19 protein-coding genes and 2 pseudogenes are annotated in these 16,728 nt (G+C 42.3%); 7 read left to right on the forward strand and 14 right to left on the reverse strand.

Annotation, left to right across the window (positions count from 1 at the left end; translation table 11 throughout):
• Positions 1–101 precede the first annotated feature (101 nt).
• The 8 genes and pseudogenes from RAM70_RS13890 to RAM70_RS13925 form a co-directional block, all read right to left on the reverse strand.
• Entirely contained in the window at positions 102–380 is a 279-nt protein-coding gene (locus RAM70_RS13890; RefSeq protein ID WP_002755282.1) for a YgiT-type zinc finger protein, read from the reverse strand.
• The gene (locus RAM70_RS13895) at positions 319–636 is read right to left on the reverse strand and encodes a DUF4258 domain-containing protein (protein ID WP_002755280.1); all 318 of its coding nucleotides are present in this window, start codon (positions 634–636) and stop codon (positions 319–321) included. The genes RAM70_RS13890 and RAM70_RS13895 overlap by 62 nt, the downstream gene beginning before the upstream one ends.
• 1 nt (position 637) lies before the next feature.
• Positions 638–853, reverse strand: a complete 216-nt coding sequence (locus tag RAM70_RS13900) for a hypothetical protein (RefSeq protein WP_045356542.1) — start codon at positions 851–853, stop codon at positions 638–640.
• A gap of 191 nt (positions 854–1,044) precedes the next feature.
• Positions 1,045–1,296 carry a hypothetical protein gene (locus RAM70_RS13905; RefSeq protein ID WP_045356544.1) on the reverse strand — a complete coding sequence of 84 codons (252 nt, stop codon included), beginning with the start codon at positions 1,294–1,296 and terminating at the stop codon, positions 1,045–1,047.
• 58 nt (positions 1,297–1,354) lie between these two features.
• The gene (locus tag RAM70_RS13910; protein WP_080754219.1) at positions 1,355–1,807 is read right to left on the reverse strand and encodes a PIN domain-containing protein; all 453 of its coding nucleotides are present in this window, start codon (positions 1,805–1,807) and stop codon (positions 1,355–1,357) included.
• A pseudogene (locus RAM70_RS13915) lies at positions 1,804–2,088 on the reverse strand (hypothetical protein). The gene RAM70_RS13910 and the pseudogene RAM70_RS13915 overlap by 4 nt, the downstream one beginning before the upstream one ends.
• A gap of 114 nt (positions 2,089–2,202) precedes the next feature.
• Entirely contained in the window at positions 2,203–2,976 is a 774-nt protein-coding gene (locus RAM70_RS13920) for a PEP-CTERM sorting domain-containing protein (protein WP_242017346.1), read from the reverse strand.
• A 488-nt stretch (positions 2,977–3,464) separates the two neighbouring features.
• A complete protein-coding gene (locus tag RAM70_RS13925; RefSeq protein WP_312674271.1) occupies positions 3,465–4,097 on the reverse strand; it encodes an HAD-IB family phosphatase in 633 nt (210 codons plus the stop codon).
• An 86-nt stretch (positions 4,098–4,183) separates the two neighbouring features.
• Between RAM70_RS13925 and RAM70_RS13930 the strand changes: the two genes are divergently transcribed.
• The 4 genes from RAM70_RS13930 (at position 4,184) to RAM70_RS13945 (ending at position 7,386) form a co-directional block, all read left to right on the forward strand.
• Positions 4,184–5,002: a carbon-nitrogen hydrolase family protein gene (locus RAM70_RS13930; protein ID WP_287768348.1), complete on the forward strand. Its 819-nt coding sequence runs from the start codon at positions 4,184–4,186 to the stop codon at positions 5,000–5,002.
• Between the two features lie 835 nt (positions 5,003–5,837).
• Positions 5,838–6,458 (forward strand): hypothetical protein, encoded by a 621-nt coding sequence (locus RAM70_RS13935; RefSeq protein WP_190381343.1) that lies wholly within the window; start codon positions 5,838–5,840, stop codon positions 6,456–6,458.
• Positions 6,459–6,726: 268 nt separating this feature from the next.
• Positions 6,727–7,188 carry a hypothetical protein gene (locus tag RAM70_RS13940; protein ID WP_079209429.1) on the forward strand — a complete coding sequence of 154 codons (462 nt, stop codon included), beginning with the start codon at positions 6,727–6,729 and terminating at the stop codon, positions 7,186–7,188.
• 18 nt (positions 7,189–7,206) lie between these two features.
• Positions 7,207–7,386 carry a hypothetical protein gene (locus RAM70_RS13945; protein ID WP_312674279.1) on the forward strand — a complete coding sequence of 60 codons (180 nt, stop codon included), beginning with the start codon at positions 7,207–7,209 and terminating at the stop codon, positions 7,384–7,386.
• Here RAM70_RS13945 and RAM70_RS13950 read toward each other — a convergent pair.
• The 3 genes and pseudogenes from RAM70_RS13950 to RAM70_RS13960 form a co-directional block, all read right to left on the reverse strand.
• Positions 7,387–7,872: pseudogene (locus RAM70_RS13950) on the reverse strand (IS630 family transposase); the annotation flags it as partial.
• Positions 7,818–8,258, reverse strand: coding sequence for an IS630 transposase-related protein (locus tag RAM70_RS13955; RefSeq protein ID WP_312672026.1), 441 nt, complete (start codon positions 8,256–8,258; stop codon positions 7,818–7,820). The pseudogene RAM70_RS13950 and the gene RAM70_RS13955, both read right to left, overlap by 55 nt.
• Positions 8,259–8,647: 389 nt before the next feature.
• Entirely contained in the window at positions 8,648–9,865 is a 1,218-nt protein-coding gene (locus RAM70_RS13960; protein WP_312674281.1) for a tRNA nucleotidyltransferase/poly(A) polymerase-related protein, read from the reverse strand.
• A 94-nt stretch (positions 9,866–9,959) separates the two neighbouring features.
• On the opposite strand from RAM70_RS13960, the gene RAM70_RS13965 reads away from it, so the two are divergent.
• From RAM70_RS13965 to RAM70_RS13975, 3 genes are all read left to right on the forward strand, one after another.
• Positions 9,960–10,208 carry a Ycf34 family protein gene (locus RAM70_RS13965; RefSeq protein ID WP_002795917.1) on the forward strand — a complete coding sequence of 83 codons (249 nt, stop codon included), beginning with the start codon at positions 9,960–9,962 and terminating at the stop codon, positions 10,206–10,208.
• A gap of 110 nt (positions 10,209–10,318) precedes the next feature.
• Positions 10,319–10,576 (forward strand): hypothetical protein, encoded by a 258-nt coding sequence (locus tag RAM70_RS13970; protein ID WP_002793765.1) that lies wholly within the window; start codon positions 10,319–10,321, stop codon positions 10,574–10,576.
• Positions 10,566–10,970 (forward strand): type II toxin-antitoxin system VapC family toxin, encoded by a 405-nt coding sequence (locus tag RAM70_RS13975; protein ID WP_008207411.1) that lies wholly within the window; start codon positions 10,566–10,568, stop codon positions 10,968–10,970. Before RAM70_RS13970 ends, RAM70_RS13975 begins: the two co-directional genes overlap by 11 nt.
• Before the next feature lie 19 nt (positions 10,971–10,989).
• On the opposite strand, the gene RAM70_RS13980 is transcribed toward RAM70_RS13975, so the two are convergent.
• The 3 genes from RAM70_RS13980 to RAM70_RS13990 form a co-directional block, all read right to left on the reverse strand.
• Positions 10,990–13,689: a DNA methyltransferase gene (locus RAM70_RS13980; protein WP_312674289.1), complete on the reverse strand. Its 2,700-nt coding sequence runs from the start codon at positions 13,687–13,689 to the stop codon at positions 10,990–10,992.
• A gap of 158 nt (positions 13,690–13,847) precedes the next feature.
• The gene (locus RAM70_RS13985; protein ID WP_312674290.1) at positions 13,848–16,241 is read right to left on the reverse strand and encodes a DUF3769 domain-containing protein; all 2,394 of its coding nucleotides are present in this window, start codon (positions 16,239–16,241) and stop codon (positions 13,848–13,850) included.
• Between the two features lie 140 nt (positions 16,242–16,381).
• Positions 16,382–16,498: a photosystem II reaction center protein I gene (locus RAM70_RS13990; RefSeq protein ID WP_002732356.1), complete on the reverse strand. Its 117-nt coding sequence runs from the start codon at positions 16,496–16,498 to the stop codon at positions 16,382–16,384.
• Between the last annotated feature and the right edge of the window lie 230 nt (positions 16,499–16,728).

The raw sequence follows: 16,728 nt of genomic DNA on the forward strand, positions 1-16,728 counted from the left end.
TATTATAACCCAAAAAAGCGATCGCACTCTACAAATATAGCGCAATCGCCCCTAATTTAAGACTTCAATTGTTGCTCGATTTGCCAGTTTTCTATTAAACACTAACTAGCAAAGTCAAATACTGGTGTTTCAATTACCCGTTTTGGTCGCTTATTTTCCCAGATAATTTCCTGCAAGCGTTCGACAGTTTCTGGTGCAAAAAAACGCTCTCCCGTTTCTACACAGACTCTAGCGGGGACATTTTCTATAATAAAAAAATTGCCATTGATTTCAAGGGTATAGGTAACTTCTTGTTCAATTAAGGTTTCTTGTCTAGAATTAGTTGACATCTGGTGTTCTCCTTGATTTAAAATCAATCCATAAATTTGGATCGGGTTCATATAGGGTAATAATTTTGAGCAAAGGGCGAGAGGGATAGCTACAATGAATGTGTAAGGCTCTATTAATTAGAGTAAATCCCAAAAGTAAACAGCTTGCACCATACTTATCAGCCGGATAATCTTCAATAATTTCGCTTTGTTCCATCGCCTCCCGTAATTCTTGAACACTGATCTGACGCAGGATACTTTGATTGACAGCGTGTTGAGAAAATTCCAATTGGTTTTGTCTAACTTTTTGACGAATTTCCTCAATCATTTCAGTGATAGCCGCCTTTACTTTGAGCGTAAATATCCGTCGCTGTCATTTCACCAAATAACTGATCTTTAGTTTCTAAATAATTTAGAGGTTGGGATGCTGTTTCTCTTAGAAAGAAAGCCGCTTTAGCAATTCCCAATCTCTCTACAAGAGCTTTAACTCCCTCTTTGCTAATTTCCTTAATCTCAGGAATAGTCAAATCTGTTTTAACTTTCATAGTAATTTTCCTCAATTCAAGCGTCGAAATAGATTTTCAATTTTGCTTCATTCATCCACACTCCTACCATCATAACACAAAAAGCGATCGCCCTCTACAAATATAGCGTGATCGCATCTAATTCGAGACTATAGCTTTATTCGCCATTCCCTTCGCTTTCTCATAAATACTCAATCCCGCCCCGCATTTCGTCAGGACTCAGCCTTCATGTTAGCCTGTACTGTAGAAGCAAGAGTTTTGTTATCTCGCATTACTCTGATCAACAATCTTAATGCTTCGTTAACCGCATCAGCAGTGGGAAACATTTCTGCGACATCAGGCTCCAAGCGCACAGTGACTCCACCAAAGCTTTTTCTTCCAGAGCCTAACTTTCTAACTCGGAGGTGCTTCAAGTCATACTCTGTCCGTAAATCATCTTCCATTTCTGGCTCATCCCTCTTCATAAGCTTCTCGTTCGGTTTGCGTCACTTCCCTTGCAATAAAGTTCCTCTGAGAAAGATGTCAATCAAAACTAATATTTTGCCATAAATCTGCTCTGACAAATTTGGATAAATGACCTACATTTGTTGTTGCAATTATCGGATTTTTCACAGATAACGTGACAGCTTGTGCAATTAAAATCATATCACCATCAATTGTTTTATCTCCTGCTGTGGGTTGTCCTTGTTGGCGTGCCTGCGCCCAAAATAAAGCAGCTTTTCGCATTGCATCCGTTGTAATGGCTAGGTATTCTATTAAGTTAGCTAACTCATCCAGTCGCTTAATTCCTTTAATCTTGTTAGCGCGTAACAACTCTCGACGCACCTCATAATCAGCAATTTCTGGAAGAATAACCCTAATACCTGCTTTAATTAGTGTTTGTAGCCAAAAATTACAAGCTAGACTTTCAGGCGATCGCTTAGGATTAGTAATTAAACCGATAATTCCCGTATCTAATAAAACTACTCTATTCACCAAGTTACTCCCTTTAATTCAGCCGGAAATAAAGGACGCTCAGATAAGCGATCTTGTTCGAGTTTTTCTATTAAATATTCGCCAGTTTCTTTTTGTTATTGTTCATCTTTTTCATCAATCCAAGACTGAGGTAAATTAACCAGTTTAGTCTGTTTTTCTTGTTCTAAAATAGTATCCTTGAGCAACTTTAGGACATAAGCTTCTAGAGAAAGACCTTTCTCCCTCGCTTTTTGGCTGAGATATTGTTCGATTTCCGATGTTAAATTAAGAGTTAGTGGCATGGGCTTGACTTGAATTAATTTATCGTGTCTTTAATTATTATAACCCCAAAAAGCGATCGCACTCTATTGATAGAGCGCGATCGCTGCTAATTTAAGGCTAGATTGACCAGTTTTTTATTTTAATTTGCGCTTCCAGGCTGCACCCGCACCTAAAGCACCAATGGCGAGTAAACCCAAGACTGAAGCAGGTTCGGGAACAGGAGTAGCTAGAGGAGTAAAATCAATACTGACATTATCGACTCCTTGATTAAAAAATGACCGGTTGTCAACTTCTGCAAATCGGAGAATGTAGCTCCCGCCTGCTCCTACCAAGCTGGTAATGTCAAAACTATAAGAAGTATAAGGGTTAGGATTGGAAGCAAAGGGATCGTTTCCTAAATAGAAATTACCGACGATATCCGCAGGATTGGTTGAGAAGGGGTTGGCCCCAGCAACTAGGATATCCACCCGTGCGTGTTGGTTGGGAATACTGGTGTAGTCTAGTCCAGATGGATTGACGATAGGTCCAAGTCCACTCCAATCATTGACGAACATATCGTAAGACAAAATTACCGATGAGGCAGCTCCAGGAACGATAAAAGTCTGGGTTAGCGCATAGGCTCCCGGACCGCCTTGGTCAGACACTGCATAGAAAGAGCCACTGGCTGGACCAACAGTTGCTTGACCACTGAAAGGCGTGGAGCCGTTAGCATCATCAATAAAGAAACCACTCGTCGAGTTACTCCCAGGTTGTATTGAGACATTCCAACCCGTAAAACCTGTTTCAAAGCCGCCGTTGGTAATCAATTCAGCGGCATGGGCGGTTCCCGTAGTCAGTATCCCCAAAGTTACAAAGACAGTACCGGCTGCTACTCTGGAGCAATTTTTAAGCACAGTCGAAGTTTTCATATCCAGAAATTTTCCTCAAAACAAACAAACAAACAAATGTTCTGACTGACCTTTAAAGGAGAAAATCTCAAATTAAGCGACATTGGCAAGGGAGAAAAATTGGTTTTTTCAAAATTGCCAATCACTAAATTTTAAGTTAGTTCCTCTAATGACAAAACAGAGCCATAACGGGATTCTACCCCCCCCCCCGATTTGGTTCTGTCTTGTCAACAAAAATTGAGATTTTGCAATATCTAACAACACAAATTTACAAAATTTTATAATTATTGTTACCCTTAAGAGTAGGGTAGTAAATCTCAATTTGGTCGAAATATCTATATTACAGGGCGCACGCAGTTCGATAAACTCACTGACCACAGTGCGCTCCTACCATTGGCGCAATAATATTATCTATCGTAGGGGCGAATTGCATTCGCCCTCTTTGATCCCCCCTTAATCCAAGGGGGGATCTGACAATTTTTAACCCCTACCTAATTAACAGCCAATCCCTAATCTCTCAATAACAGATATTCGCGAATCTCAAAAAAGTTATCCCAAGGAATATAGGGTTGATTTTCCGCTTGCAGATAATCGATTAAACGATCCCTAGCAAAAACTAGATCGGCCCTTCTAGCCATGGTAATATCGGTAACAGAATCACCGATCGCAATAGTTTCTACTCCTGAATATTTGGCCATAATCAAGGCTTTAGCCACTAATTCCGTCTCATTTTCCCAATCGGAATGAACTTGCAGATATTCCCCTTGAGTATGAAGATTGACCCCATAAATTGCCGTCACTTTATCTAATAGTCCCTCCCGTTTTAAGACCGTTTCAATCATGGCTTGGATACCACCGGAGATAATAATAAAAGGGATGGATTGCTCCTGTAAAAAAGCGAGGAATTCGGCTAATCCGGGGCGAATTGGCTTGCTTTCGGCATAGGCAAGAATATCGGCGTATTTTTGGCTCGGTATCGACTCTAGCAGTTGACGAACACCCCGGCGCAGAGTCAGAGTGCGGGCGTACATTTGGGGCATAATTTGGGCCGATAAATCGGGGGCGAATTCTTTGAGCATACCCGCAAAAGTTTCCACGGCGGTGATAGTGCCATCAAAGTCACAGAAAACAATTTTACTCATGGGGTGACAAAATATCTGAAATTGGATATAATCGAAGGTTATGATTAATTTTACAGAGATTATCCGACTCTAGAGCTTCAACCCCCATGAAATCCTATCTCGCCGCCGCCATTCAAATGACCAGTCAGCCGGATTTAGAGAAAAATCTCGCTGCCGCTGAAGAATTGATCGAACTTGCCGTGGGTAAAGGGGCGGAATTAATCGGTTTACCAGAAAATTTCGCTTTTATGGGGGCAGAAAGCGATAAAATCGCCCAGGCCGAGACTATTGCTCGAAAAGCCGATAAATTCCTCCGCACCATGGCCCAACGGTTTCAAGTGACCATTTTAGGGGGTGGTTTTCCCGTGCCGGTGACGGGTATTCCCGATAAGGCTTATAATACGGCTATTTTAGTTGATGGCAACGGTGCGGAATTAGCCCGTTATCAAAAAGTCCATCTCTTTGATGTCAATGTCCCGGATGGTAACACCTATCAGGAATCGAGTACAGTCATGGCAGGGATCGATTTACCGCCGATTTATGGCTCCGATAGCTTGGGCAAAATTGGCCTCTCGATTTGCTATGATGTGCGTTTTCCCGAACTCTATCGCTATTTATCGCGGCAAGGAGCCGATGTTTTATTTGTACCTGCGGCGTTTACGGCTTTTACAGGGAAAGATCATTGGAAAGTTTTGTTACAAGCGCGAGCGATCGAGAATACTTGTTATATAATAGCTCCTGCTCAAACGGGCAATAATTACGAACGCCGTTACACCCACGGTCACGCTATGATTATCGATCCTTGGGGTGTGGTTTTAGCCGACGCGGGGGAAGAAGCGGGGGTGGCAATTGCCGAAATTAATCCCCAACGTCTGCAACAGGTGCGACGACAAATGCCTTCCCTACAGCATCGTGTTTTTGTTTAAAATTCGATTCGACAATTTTTTCGATAAAAACGCCTAATTTTGAGATTTAACTCGGTTTTTTCGCGTAACGTTGCTCCCTGATAACAAGGGCCGAATCCAAAACCTAATTAGGGTTTGCTGAAAAAGTTTTTCGTGGGGGTAGGAGTCAGGAGTCAGGAGTCAGGAGTCGGTCGTTTCAGGCTTTGTTGCCCTCTTTTTTTGTGCCAGTTTTGTACTACGAGGAGAATAATGCAAGGTTTTTGAATGTCCCAATCCTATTTTCCTGCACTAACATCAGATTTTAACAGGTCAAAAGCCTTATTTTCAAAGGGTTTTACCATTATTCAGCAAGTCCTAATTAGTTAAGCTAAAAGCTTTGATGTACTGAGTTTCTAACCTTCTTTGCCAGATTCTCAGGGTAAGCTCATCTAATAAGGATGTAGTCGATTTATGCCACCCGATCAAACCATACCAAGTAACGAAGAACTAGGTAAAAATATCCGTAAACTTTATTAACAATCTTCCTTGAAAATGTCTTGACTATCGCACCCCGAATCAGGGATCATATTAAGATGTAGCGTTTCTCGTCAAGGTGAATTGTAATAAACCTTGCCGAAGTAAGAATTTCAGTTGCGAAAACATACCTCATATATCCGAGAAACGCTGTAGAGCAGACAGGGATGCAATTCAGACTTGAATTGGCGAAATTCAAGTCTTGACTCTATTTATTGTCAACTTGAGTCCAAAAATGCCCTGATGGTTGGACAAATATGCCCTCTGGACTTGTTCTAACAAGATTCCGGGCTAAATGAGAAATAATCCCATTTAGCTTCTCTAGACCGTTAAGGAGAAACCGATGTCATCTTATACCACAGAATCAGAAAAAATTGATTTTCCTAAAACCCTAGATATAGCCACCGTTTGCGTCTATGGGCTAGGAATCCTCTCGGCGGGCCTATTTTTATTTCTGCCCTTCGTCAACCTGCTGCATCCGAGTCCGTGGCAGCGATGGCTAGGCACAATTCACGGTTTTGGTTCCCTATTAGCCCTAGTCGTGATTGTTTACGCTGGTCATCTCGCTTTTCCGCTGCTAAGAGGTTCTGGCAAAATTTTGCAGCAAATGCGAACCCTCACCTTCTGGTCCACCGTCCTCGCTTCTTTGGCGATCGCCACTGGCAATTTAGCCTATATGCGCTATCGGGCCGGTTTAGAGTTTGGCGGTGCGCGGGCATGGCTAAAGGAAAATTCGCCCCTCGGTCAATACGTCCTCATGGAATACCACGAATTCAGCGTCCTTTTTACCCTACCCCTAGGGGTGGCCTGCACTTGGATTCTCTGGAAATACGGCGACTCAATCCTAGACAAAGCTAATCGACCGGTGTTAACGGTCACTTGCATTGCCCTGATGGCGATGATGTTTTTTGCCATGGGTGGACTCGTTAGCGGCCTCGGTGTTGCCAAAATTCACGCCCTGTAAACCATTATTTAGCTACTTTACCTCAAAAGTGAACAAAATTAAACTTTTGCTCGTTTTAGCTACGGTTTTCGGGTTATCTATCACCGCTCCCGCCCTAGGGGGTGTAAACTTAGCCCCGATGGTACGGATACGAGGGCGGCCAGCATTAGCAACCAAAGTCAAATCGTCGGTCGTTTCCCTACTGCTGGTAATACGGTTGGGGACTTTTAGTGGTGGGACTTTTCGGTTTTAGACACTTACGAACTCTGAAAAAATAGGAACAAATCTGATGACTCAACGTTACGTCGATAGTCCTTGGTATGGAAAAATCTGGGCTTTTTTAAAACAATTTCCCCAAGGTTTAGCCCAAGGTGCCAAACGTTCCCCCGCCACTTCTGGCCCAGCAGCGGCGGCGATTATTAGTGCTGGTATTGGCTGTTTTTTAATGATGGTTGCTCACCATTTTTCCGATGCAGACCATTCAAAAACCGTAGAAACTCTTCTTTGGAATTTGGGCAGTTGGATACCTGGCAGTAAAAATCCTAGCAAAATGTGGGGCAATATCGGCAGTTATACCGGCAAAGAAACGATGTTATTAATTGGCTGGTTAGTCAGTTGGCCGATACTGCATTATCTTTGGAAAGATCGCCAGATAAAAGCTAAGACCATTCTCTTTTGGTTTTTTGCCCTCATGATTGCCGCCACGGCCATGTCATGGCATCCACTATTTCCCTATTTACCTTTAACTTAAAGCCTAAGAGGTGACAAAATGAACGCTCAAGTTAGAAAGTTTTCCTCGCGTAAAATGCACGATATCGTCTGGATATTAGTGGGACTTTTTGGTTTATTTGCCATTACTTTTCCCCTGGCTATGTGGCGAGTGAGCAATATGGAAAAGTTTCAAGGTTCTCATGTGAAATCTTTAGTTGTATGGCATAGAACGAGTTAGTTAGGACAGATGCCTGAAGGCTTTACTCACAGCATCCACAAGGTTTTCACTATCATTGATAATCTGACTAACATAGTTTTTCAATCTAGCCCAGAACTTTTCAATTTTGTTGATATCTGGAGAATAGGCGGGTAAAAATAGCACTTCACATCCCGCTTTAGCTAACAATTTTTTGATTCTCTCTTTGGGATGAAAACTGGCGTTATCAATGATGATAATTTGACCGGGTAGTAGTTCGGGTAATAGCAATTGTTCTATCCACTCACACACCAACTCTGTATTACAGTACCCCTCAAACACCATTGGCGCGATCGTGGAACCACGCCACCAACCGCTGATCACACTAACTCTTTCGCTACAGTGACCTAACTTTAAAGCCTCAAATCTTTCTGATTTGTGACAATATCCATAAGGGTAATCGATGGTGTTATCTATTCCAGCTTCATCAATATAGACAAATCTTTCCGGGGCATAACCTCTGATTTTTTGGAGAAACTCTTTTCGGGCTTCTTCATCTCTTTCTCTGTAGCCATAAGTTTTTTTTTTCTAGTAAATCCAATTCTTTTGAGCGCTTGACCAATTCTCATCCTACTGACTGGGTTAGCCCATTTTTGCGCCATTTTTTCTTGGGTCAAATGCCCATATTGTTCGGCCAACTTTTGAAAGGCTTCTAAATCGTCAATTTTGGGCTTCGGCCCTCGACGATAGTTAGTTTTAGCGGCCACCGTCCCAGTTTGTTTCTTCCGTTTCAGCCATAGGTCTAATGTATTACGACTAATATTGAGGGTGCGACAGACATGGCTTTTTTTCTCCCCTCGCTCTACGGCACTCACTGCTTTCTGTCTTAAATCATCACTATAGGGTGCTGCCATGAAAGCTTCTCCTCATTTCTTTTTCTCTATTATGTCCTAACTATCCCGCTCTTTGCTATAGAAGGAGAAAACGCTCCCCAATCTTCACAGCTTAAAACTAAATAAATCTCAGTTGTGGATAATCTGAGTTTTGGATAAGTCGAAACCCCGAGACTCAATCGGAATCTAAAACTCTGATTAACAGACAAAACTCTCCAAACTGTGAACAATTGCTAAGTAGGTAGGCGTTAAAAGTTGTCAGATGCCGCCCTTATTAAGGGGGGATTAAGGGGGGATCGGCACCCCCCTTATCAAGGGTAGATCCCCCCGCCTATCGGCACCCCCCTTATCAAGGGGGGCAGGGGGGATCGAACCTAAAATCCATTTTTAATTTAATTATAACCAACCACTTATAATAACTTTTTAGCAAAATCGATCGCTTCCTGAAAAACTGTGACTTTGCCTTCAATTTGGGCAATTTGTACCTCGGTTAATAACTTACCGATAATCGGACTAGGTTCCAGGTGTAAATGGTTAATTAAATCATCGCCCCTTAATAAAGGTCGGGGATGGGCGATAATATTATCGGGATCGAGATAGGAAGTCAACAGAGAAGCGACGATATTTTTGTTAATCCCCATTGATAAAGCAAAAAGGGCAAAGATAGGAAATACTTTTCCCGTATTTAGATAAATAAAATACTGTTCCCGCAGACTTAAATTATCTGCCTCCTTGAGGGGAGGTAAACACTTAATCACCGTGATTACCGTGCGAATTTCCCCACGGGAATACTTGAGATCGATTAACTCTTTTTCCGCTTCTGCCAAAATATCCGATACCAATAGGGCCAATTTTGTCAACTGTAACTGAGAAGGGGAAAAGATAAATTTTTCCGGTAACAAAGATTCTAAAAATCCCGCTGCCGCTTCCACCCCCATAACTCGCTCCATTTTTGCGGGGGTAATCCGACGCAACCAGAGAGATAATAAGCCATCTTCCCAGGCACTTTTTAGCCATTTATTGCCACGGGAATTGAGCAAAAGGTAATTCAACTCGGATTGTACCCTTTCGGCGGCTACACGGTGCAATAAAGGGGCAAGAGAACGAATAGTTGCACGGGTATGGGGTTCGATCTCAAAGTCCAATTGAGCCGCTTGTCGATAGGCCCTTAATAATCTTAGGGGATCATCTTGGAGATTTTCGGGGGAAATCATCCGCAGGGATTGGCAGCCTAAATCTTTTAATCCCCCTAAAGGATCGAAAATTTCTTGGGTGTGGAGATTATAAGCGAGAGCATTAACGGTGAAATCCCGTCTTTTTAGGTCTATTTCTAGAGATTCTCCCTCCTGTTGTGCGAAATCAAGAGTACCCTGCGGAAAAACGACGCGAGCAATTTGACGAACGGCATCTAAAACCACAAAACCCGCTTTATAATGATGGGCAATAGTTTGAGCAATTTCGATCGCTTTTTCGGGAACCACAAAATCTAGGTCAATATAGTCTTTCTGACGGTTTAATAAAGCGTCTCGCACAGCACCACCGACTAAATAAGCATTTTCTGGCAATTCTTGCCGATTAATCGCAAAAACTTCTTTAACTAAACTATCTAGGTTTTTTTGACAAGACATCGAGAAGATAAATTTACAAAAATATAATTTTGACAGGCCCCATTTGGGGAGAGACTGAGCTAGATTAGCGGAAAAGACCTATAGAGTTAAACCTATGTGTATTTGTATTAACTGCTATTTTGTTGATCGCTGTCTCACCTATCATGCCGTAGAAACACAACATCAGGAACGTCATCTCACCGAGACACCGGACTTTGAAGCGAAGAACCCTTCTATTAACGTTAACATTCGCACCAAGGAAGATTATATCGAAATGGAGTGGGATGTGGTGGGTTGTGAAAGCTTTTTACGCGAAACTGGTAAATGGTCTAGTTTGCGGCCAGGTGAACCAGTTCCCACCTAAAACACCTGAACTACCCATACATATCTACTACAAGAGCCGAAAGTTAATCCACAAATATGTCTTGGACAGCCAACGATTCGAGGAATGGGTAATTTAAGAGCGAGGTATTTATGGATAAAGAAGAAGAACTACTTGAACAATGGCGAGAATTGACCCCGGAAAAGCAACAAAAAGTTTGGCAATTTGTTCAAATACTTAAATCTGAGTCACAAACAACACCAGAAGCTAAATTTATTCCCCAAACACCATTAAGCAAAAAGTTATGGGAAATCCGACATCGGGCGATCGCAGCTGGATTGCAACTGCTCAATGAAGAGGAAATAGAACAAGAACTTGCTGCACGTCGAGGAGGGTGCAGTGAGTCATAGGAAAGCCTACATAGACTCTGGCGTACTGATTACTGCTTTCCAAGGCATCCAATCAGCCAGTATCAAAGCCTATCAAATTCTCAACGATGAAAATCGGGAGTTTGCCTCCAGTCGATTTGTTCAGTTAGAAGTATTGCCTAAAGCAACTTTTAACAAGCAACAAGAAGAAATAGAATTTTACGAAACATTTTTTCTGGCTGTTAATTACTGGGCAACTGACTTAGAAAAAATTATACAGAATGCTCATGAAATTGCTGGCACTTACGGTTTAGCGGCGATGGATGCACTTCATGTTGCTGCTGCGCTGCAAATTCAAGCTGATGAACTAATCACCACCGAAAAGCCAACCAAACCAATGCACCGAGTCAGGGAAATTCAGATTGTTTCAATCTAATGTAAGGCTTTGGAGTAATCTAAGAGTAAGGAGACCAGGGACCGATGACGGTTTCTCCTCGCTTCTCTTTTTCTGCTAATTCCAGGTTTAAGGTTAATAGTTTCTCTAAGATGTCGTCGTCAGCTTGGAAGTGATATGCTTCCATCACTAGCTTGTCTAATTTCTGATGGAGTTGATACAGTTGGCTACTGGGTTCGTTAAAGAATTGGTTATATAGTTTGGTGATTCCCCATTGTTTTTTCTCCATCTGTTGGCTGCGGTATTCGTGTAATTCGTTGGCGGTTTTACGGATTTTTTCGACAAGTTCCTGTGAAGGTTTCTGGGGAAAAGGGAAGGTTTCAAAACAGGTTGTATTAGTATAGCGAGTTCTGTCTTCAAGAGTTGAACTTTGAGCTTTTACCCAGAGGCGATGAATCTTAGATGTCAGGATACCGAGAATGTAGAAATCATCGGAGGCAAGAACAATATTTAAATCTCCAGGAAGCCAGTCAAGAGGTGCTGGAATAAAAACCGCCCATTTAGAGACTCGTGGGACAGTAAAATAAAACGATTTTTTAACAATATATTCTCTCATTATTGAAGCATTCGATCCCATCTTCCACCAATTCTCTCTTCTGACTTTCATCCGATTTATCTCTCTTTCTGGCTTAACATTTACTTTAATATGCTCGAAAGGTAGTGTATATTCACTAGCATCCTCTAAACTCATATCATTAAAATCAATAATCCAGCGTTCTGGCTTACCGTGAGGATTTTGGGCTAGATTTGCTCCCATTGAAAACAACTTAAGGACATTCCTATTTTTAGAATCTTGTTTAATCCATTCATCAACTTGTTTTTCACTAACTAGAAAACCTTTACCAACAGGAATCACTCCTTGAAAACATTGATTAAGATTAGCTTTTAATCGCGGAGATTTAGAGACATCTACAGTCGCTTTTAAAGAAGAATTAATTTGAGAAACTTGATGATTATCTAAATAATAACTTACTGGTTCAACTTTACTCCAATTGACAATACTAACATGAACATTAGCCTCACCAGACCAAGGCTGAGTAGAAATCGCCTCATGAATGTGTCCACCATTGTGAGTAATATAATCCAACGCCGCTACACGACTTTTCCCTTGACTAATAGAATTAGTTCCGACTAAACCCGCTCTTCCTTTCTCATCTAATTGATTATGTGCTAGACGAAACCAATAGGAACAAAAATCAACCGAGTCTTTAACCTCAGAAAACCTTCCAAACACTTTATTAACATAATCATCACTGAGATTTAATCTCATGTGTTTACCTCCCAAAAATGGAGGATTACCGATAATTGCGTCTGCTTTTTGCCAATCCGTAAACAAAGCATCAGCACAAATAATATTACTATCCAAAGTATCCAAAGGTAAAGAAGCTTCCGTCAAATTAAACTTATCAATCGCCACCTTTCTGGCAATCATTAAAGTCACCCGCGCCAACTCTACAGCAAAAGGATTAATATCCATTCCATAAAACTGTTTAGGCGTAACAAAACTAATCTGTAACTGGTCACTAGAAGAACGACGACGGTTAGCAATCTTTTCAATTAATAACTGTTCAATGCGCTTTAATTCTTGATAGGCGACATAGAGAAAATTACCCGAACCGCAAGCCGGATCTAATACCTTATACTGCTGTAATTCTAACTGAAGTGTATTTAACTCACCAATCGTCCCAGCTTGCTCAATTTTCTCCTCCCAGTAACGGCTAATAGTTGGGCGAACAATTTTCATAATATCCGCTTCTGAGGTAAAGTGCATTCCGTAGGTGTGGCGTTCTTCAGCATTAGCCGTCCCCTCAAAAATATTACCAAAAATTGCCGGACGGATCTTACTCCAATCCTGACGCGCCGCCACATCCAGAAACTCTAATTCTTTATTAGTTAATTCAATTGGATGAATTATACTAAACAGTCCCCCATTAAAATAATCCACTCCCTGATACTTGCCAACGGGGGTAATTCCGGGTTGGTTCATCTGTTGAAATAATCCCCCCAAGACATCATAGGAATTGCCCCCATTTAGACATTCTTGTACACAAGAAATAAATAAATCTCTTGGTAACAATCCTCGATCCTCAGCAAACATTGCTAATACACACTGCAAAATAAATCGCTGGGCCGTCAACTCATCAAAACCGCTTTTATGACTGCGTTTTTTTAACAGTTGAAATAACTCACCCATCCGCCGCGCCGCCGTTTCTGTAATCTCGACTTGATTATTCTGAAAGATAGGGGTACGATTCCCTACTTCCATAAAATTGAAGGCACTCACCCGATTTTTCAAATCGTTGAGATTTACTCGATCTACCGGTTCATCTATTTGAAGATCAAAATCAAAAATCCAGAACTGATCAAAATTACATAATAAGACATAGCGAGGGCGATTAGGAACCAATCGACTCCAGTATTCAAAAGCTTGGGGATAGTGCTTACTTAAATCTTCTCCTCGCTTTTTCATTTCAATTAAAACACGAGGTTTCCAAACTAAATCAGCAAATCCGGTTTTACCTTTCTTGCTACCTTTAGTAATCGCCTCCTCATAGGTTGCACCCGCTTCTAACGCACCTTTATGACCAAAAACTCGAAAGAAACGGTCTAGGAAAATCTGAGCTTCTTTCCTTTCTTTGCCAGTAATATGCTGTTGACAAAAATCAATAAATTCCTGTAAGCTTTCAAGAGTAGTAGTCATCTATAGCCTTTCCATTGGAGTAGGGTGGGCGTTGTAGTGCGATCACCATCTTACACAATAATTCATAATTCATAATTCATCATTCATAATTCATAATTCATAATTCATCATTCATAATTCATCATTCATAATTCATAATTCATCATTCCCATGTAGTCTTAACGGGTTACTCCATCCACCACCGGACGGACATCGCTGCCCTCAAAATAGCCGGGGTTGCCTGTCCAGTTGAAATCCGACACGCGGATGTTGAGTATTCCCAACTGCAGCACCGGGTTATAGCGCAAAATTAAACTATAGGTGCGACGACTCCATTCGAGAAAATATTCTGTACTGATTTCCTTAGCTTGATCGATACTGTAAATACTCTGGAAACCCACACGAATCGGACCATATACCTGTTGAGTTATACCATAGGACATTGTTTGTTGATCAACAAAGCGATCGAAGAAAAAGGGTGATTGTCCGTTAACCAAACCCTGACTAAAACTGATATTAAACCCGGTATAGTCGAGAAAATTGCCGGAAAAACGCCCAAACTGCCCTAATAATCCCACGGTTCCCGTGACGGAATTTTGCGTCTCTCCATTAGTGTAATAACTGGTGACACCGGTGACACCAGTGACAATAGCAATATAGGGTTGAACGGGAAGAGGAGAAAATCTTAACCCTTGGTCGGGAGTCGGTGGTAAAGTAGGGGCATACCAGAGTAAAAAACTGCGATTGAGGGAGACAGCCCCCTGAAAACGGCTTAAATTAGTAACATTATCCGTTGCATTGGCCGCTAAGAGATCACTGCGATCGGTGGGTGCGTTGATATTCTGAACAGAAGCTTGATAACTGAGTCTAATATCCGTATTCGGGACGACAATCACCGGTGAGGTCAAAATTGCCCCAAAACTGCTATTAACCGTCTGAAACCCTAAAGAACCGTTAAAGAGACGCTCGCGATAATTGTACTCCACATTGAGCAGATAGGGATCCTGCAACTGTCCGATCGTCTGTTGAAAGCGAATCTTAGAACGAACAATATTTTCGATCTGTTCCAAATCTAAATTAGAAAAAGAGGCTGTTGCTTGCAAAAACGAGCGCTCGCCAAAATTAGTGGCAAAATTCCCCAATAAACCAAAAGCTTTCGGACTAAGGGGCGAAACTTCGCCACCTCCGGGGTTAGCTGAGGGAAAAGCATCGGGATTAAGGACTTTTTGCACTAAATATTGCGGTGTCAACTCAAAAAGAGTCTTCGGTGTCTCCACTAAAGTTAGGGGACTTTCTACGAAAAATCCGCCCCGATCCTCCCCATCATAGCCCGGGGCAATTAAAAAAGGACGACGACGACGGCGATCGAAAGTGAGACTATTAATAAAAGTGGGGGCCACTACCCGTTGATCGAAAACCAACTGGGAATTACTCATCCGCAACTCATCGGTAAAGGGGCCAGTACTGCGAAAAGTGGCGGAATTGGCCCGAACTTCCAATTCAGGAGGGGAAAAAGGGTCATTAGTCAGACGCACATTAGTGGCATTCCACACCTTACCATCAAAATTCAAGCGTTCGGCCTGAAAACGGACACGATTAATCGTTCCCCCCGACGGACCACTAATATTCTGTCGATCGCGCCGACTGGGATCCTGTCCCCCGACGACAAATTGAAAACCCTCTCCCGTGGTGATTCTCTGCAAGGGTTGATTTAATGTCAAACGATCAGTTAGGGTTGCAAAAGAACTACCGGCCCCCACATCCGTGGGCAGCGTTTGTCCTAAATCCCTAGCGGTGCTGGGTTGAAAAATCTCCCCATTAGCATTAAATACCACACCGCTATCCTGGACGAAATAATACTCGAAGCGATCGCCGCGCAGGATTTGATCTCCCCGGGTTAGGATCACCTGGCCCTCCGCTACCGCTAACTTTTCGGGAAGATTAATCTGTAAGCGATCGGCCGTTAGTACACTTTGGGCAAAACGCAGGGTGACATTACCTCTAGCGGTGATAATCTGCCGATTTTGGTCAAATTCCTGCTCATCGGCCACTAATTCTAGGGGTCTTTCCCCTTCTGGATTAACTGCAGCGGTCTGAGCTAGGCTGTTATTGAGGGAAATCAAGTATTCTTGGCTGGTTGTTTCGCCTTTTTTCCGCACTAATAGCCGAGTTGAGCCATTTTTCTGGTTAAGAGCTTTTTGATTTAATCCTGAAACTATCTCGGTTTCGGGATGAATGGTGACACCAACGGCTGCGGGGGGTGGAGAATTCTGAACAGAAAGGGGTTTTCCTAAAGCTGCCGCATCACCCGCACTGCTAGGTAATGGTTTTAGGGGAATACCCTCATCGGGAACCAAAGGTTTTACCTCGACGGTTTCCGGGGGTGGAGTGACGGTGAGGGGAATAGAAACGCTCTCTTCTGAAGGCTTTTTTGCTTCTAGAGGTGCTGGGGTGACAGGGAGGGGAATTACTGACGCGGGACTATTTTCAGAAACTTGGCGCTCCTCCGTTTCCGGTTCGGCTACAGTATTAATCAGGGCAGGTGGTTCAACAGCTAAGAGAAAAAAAGACATGACTGCACGAGTCGGCGATCAAAATAGAGGACGAGCGAACCTCAATGATACTACCATGATCATTATTCCTAGGGAGACAGGGAAAGTCCGATAACTTGTTCCCTGTGTCTCTACCCTAGAACCGGTTTGGTAATTGTCTTCTACTCAAAGTCTTTGCGTCCGGGGTTACGGGTAGGATCGCCGGAAAGGAAGCCAAAGATAAAAAGTAAGACAAAGAAGGAAACAACGATATAAACGGCGATTTTTAGGGTTAACATTACTAAGACGTTCTCCTTAGACTAGATTAATGCAATAACAGGGTGAGCATACCTTGACCTACTTTACCCTATTTGAGTGATCCCTGAACAGACAAAAGCGATCGGTCTTCAGTTATCAGTTATCAGTTATCAGTTATCAGTGAGCAGTTATCAGTGAGCGGTGAGCAGATGTGAGTTTTGGCTCTTCTAGGTTCTGTGTGATAAGTTTAACTTACAGAGGATTGATCGAT

This window comes from Microcystis wesenbergii NRERC-220, from assembly GCF_032027425.1.
GTDB classification, from domain to species: Bacteria; Cyanobacteriota; Cyanobacteriia; order Cyanobacteriales; family Microcystaceae; genus Microcystis; species Microcystis wesenbergii_A.

Excerpts from the sequence above, each read along its gene's own strand:
- RAM70_RS13890 (WP_002755282.1), bottom strand. The coding sequence starts at position 380 with ATGAACCCGATCCAAATTTATGGATTGATTTTAAATCAAGGAGAACAC.
- RAM70_RS13895 (WP_002755280.1), bottom strand. The coding sequence starts at position 636 with ATGATTGAGGAAATTCGTCAAAAAGTTAGACAAAACCAATTGGAATTT.
- RAM70_RS13900 (WP_045356542.1), bottom strand. The coding sequence starts at position 853 with ATGAAAGTTAAAACAGATTTGACTATTCCTGAGATTAAGGAAATTAGC.
- RAM70_RS13905 (WP_045356544.1), bottom strand. The coding sequence starts at position 1,296 with ATGAAGAGGGATGAGCCAGAAATGGAAGATGATTTACGGACAGAGTAT.
- RAM70_RS13920 (WP_242017346.1), bottom strand. The coding sequence starts at position 2,976 with ATGAAAACTTCGACTGTGCTTAAAAATTGCTCCAGAGTAGCAGCCGGT.
- RAM70_RS13925 (WP_312674271.1), bottom strand. The coding sequence starts at position 4,097 with ATGAGTAAAATTGTTTTCTGTGACTTTGATGGCACTATCACCGCCGTG.
- RAM70_RS13930 (WP_287768348.1), top strand. The coding sequence starts at position 4,184 with ATGAAATCCTATCTCGCCGCCGCCATTCAAATGACCAGTCAGCCGGAT.
- RAM70_RS13935 (WP_190381343.1), top strand. The coding sequence starts at position 5,838 with ATGTCATCTTATACCACAGAATCAGAAAAAATTGATTTTCCTAAAACC.
- RAM70_RS13940 (WP_079209429.1), top strand. The coding sequence starts at position 6,727 with ATGACTCAACGTTACGTCGATAGTCCTTGGTATGGAAAAATCTGGGCT.
- RAM70_RS13945 (WP_312674279.1), top strand. The coding sequence starts at position 7,207 with ATGAACGCTCAAGTTAGAAAGTTTTCCTCGCGTAAAATGCACGATATC.
- RAM70_RS13955 (WP_312672026.1), bottom strand. The coding sequence starts at position 8,258 with ATGGCAGCACCCTATAGTGATGATTTAAGACAGAAAGCAGTGAGTGCC.
- RAM70_RS13960 (WP_312674281.1), bottom strand. The coding sequence starts at position 9,865 with ATGTCTTGTCAAAAAAACCTAGATAGTTTAGTTAAAGAAGTTTTTGCG.
- RAM70_RS13965 (WP_002795917.1), top strand. The coding sequence starts at position 9,960 with ATGTGTATTTGTATTAACTGCTATTTTGTTGATCGCTGTCTCACCTAT.
- RAM70_RS13970 (WP_002793765.1), top strand. The coding sequence starts at position 10,319 with ATGGATAAAGAAGAAGAACTACTTGAACAATGGCGAGAATTGACCCCG.
- RAM70_RS13980 (WP_312674289.1), bottom strand. The coding sequence starts at position 13,689 with ATGACTACTACTCTTGAAAGCTTACAGGAATTTATTGATTTTTGTCAA.
- RAM70_RS13985 (WP_312674290.1), bottom strand. The coding sequence starts at position 16,241 with ATGTCTTTTTTTCTCTTAGCTGTTGAACCACCTGCCCTGATTAATACT.
- RAM70_RS13990 (WP_002732356.1), bottom strand. The coding sequence starts at position 16,498 with ATGTTAACCCTAAAAATCGCCGTTTATATCGTTGTTTCCTTCTTTGTC.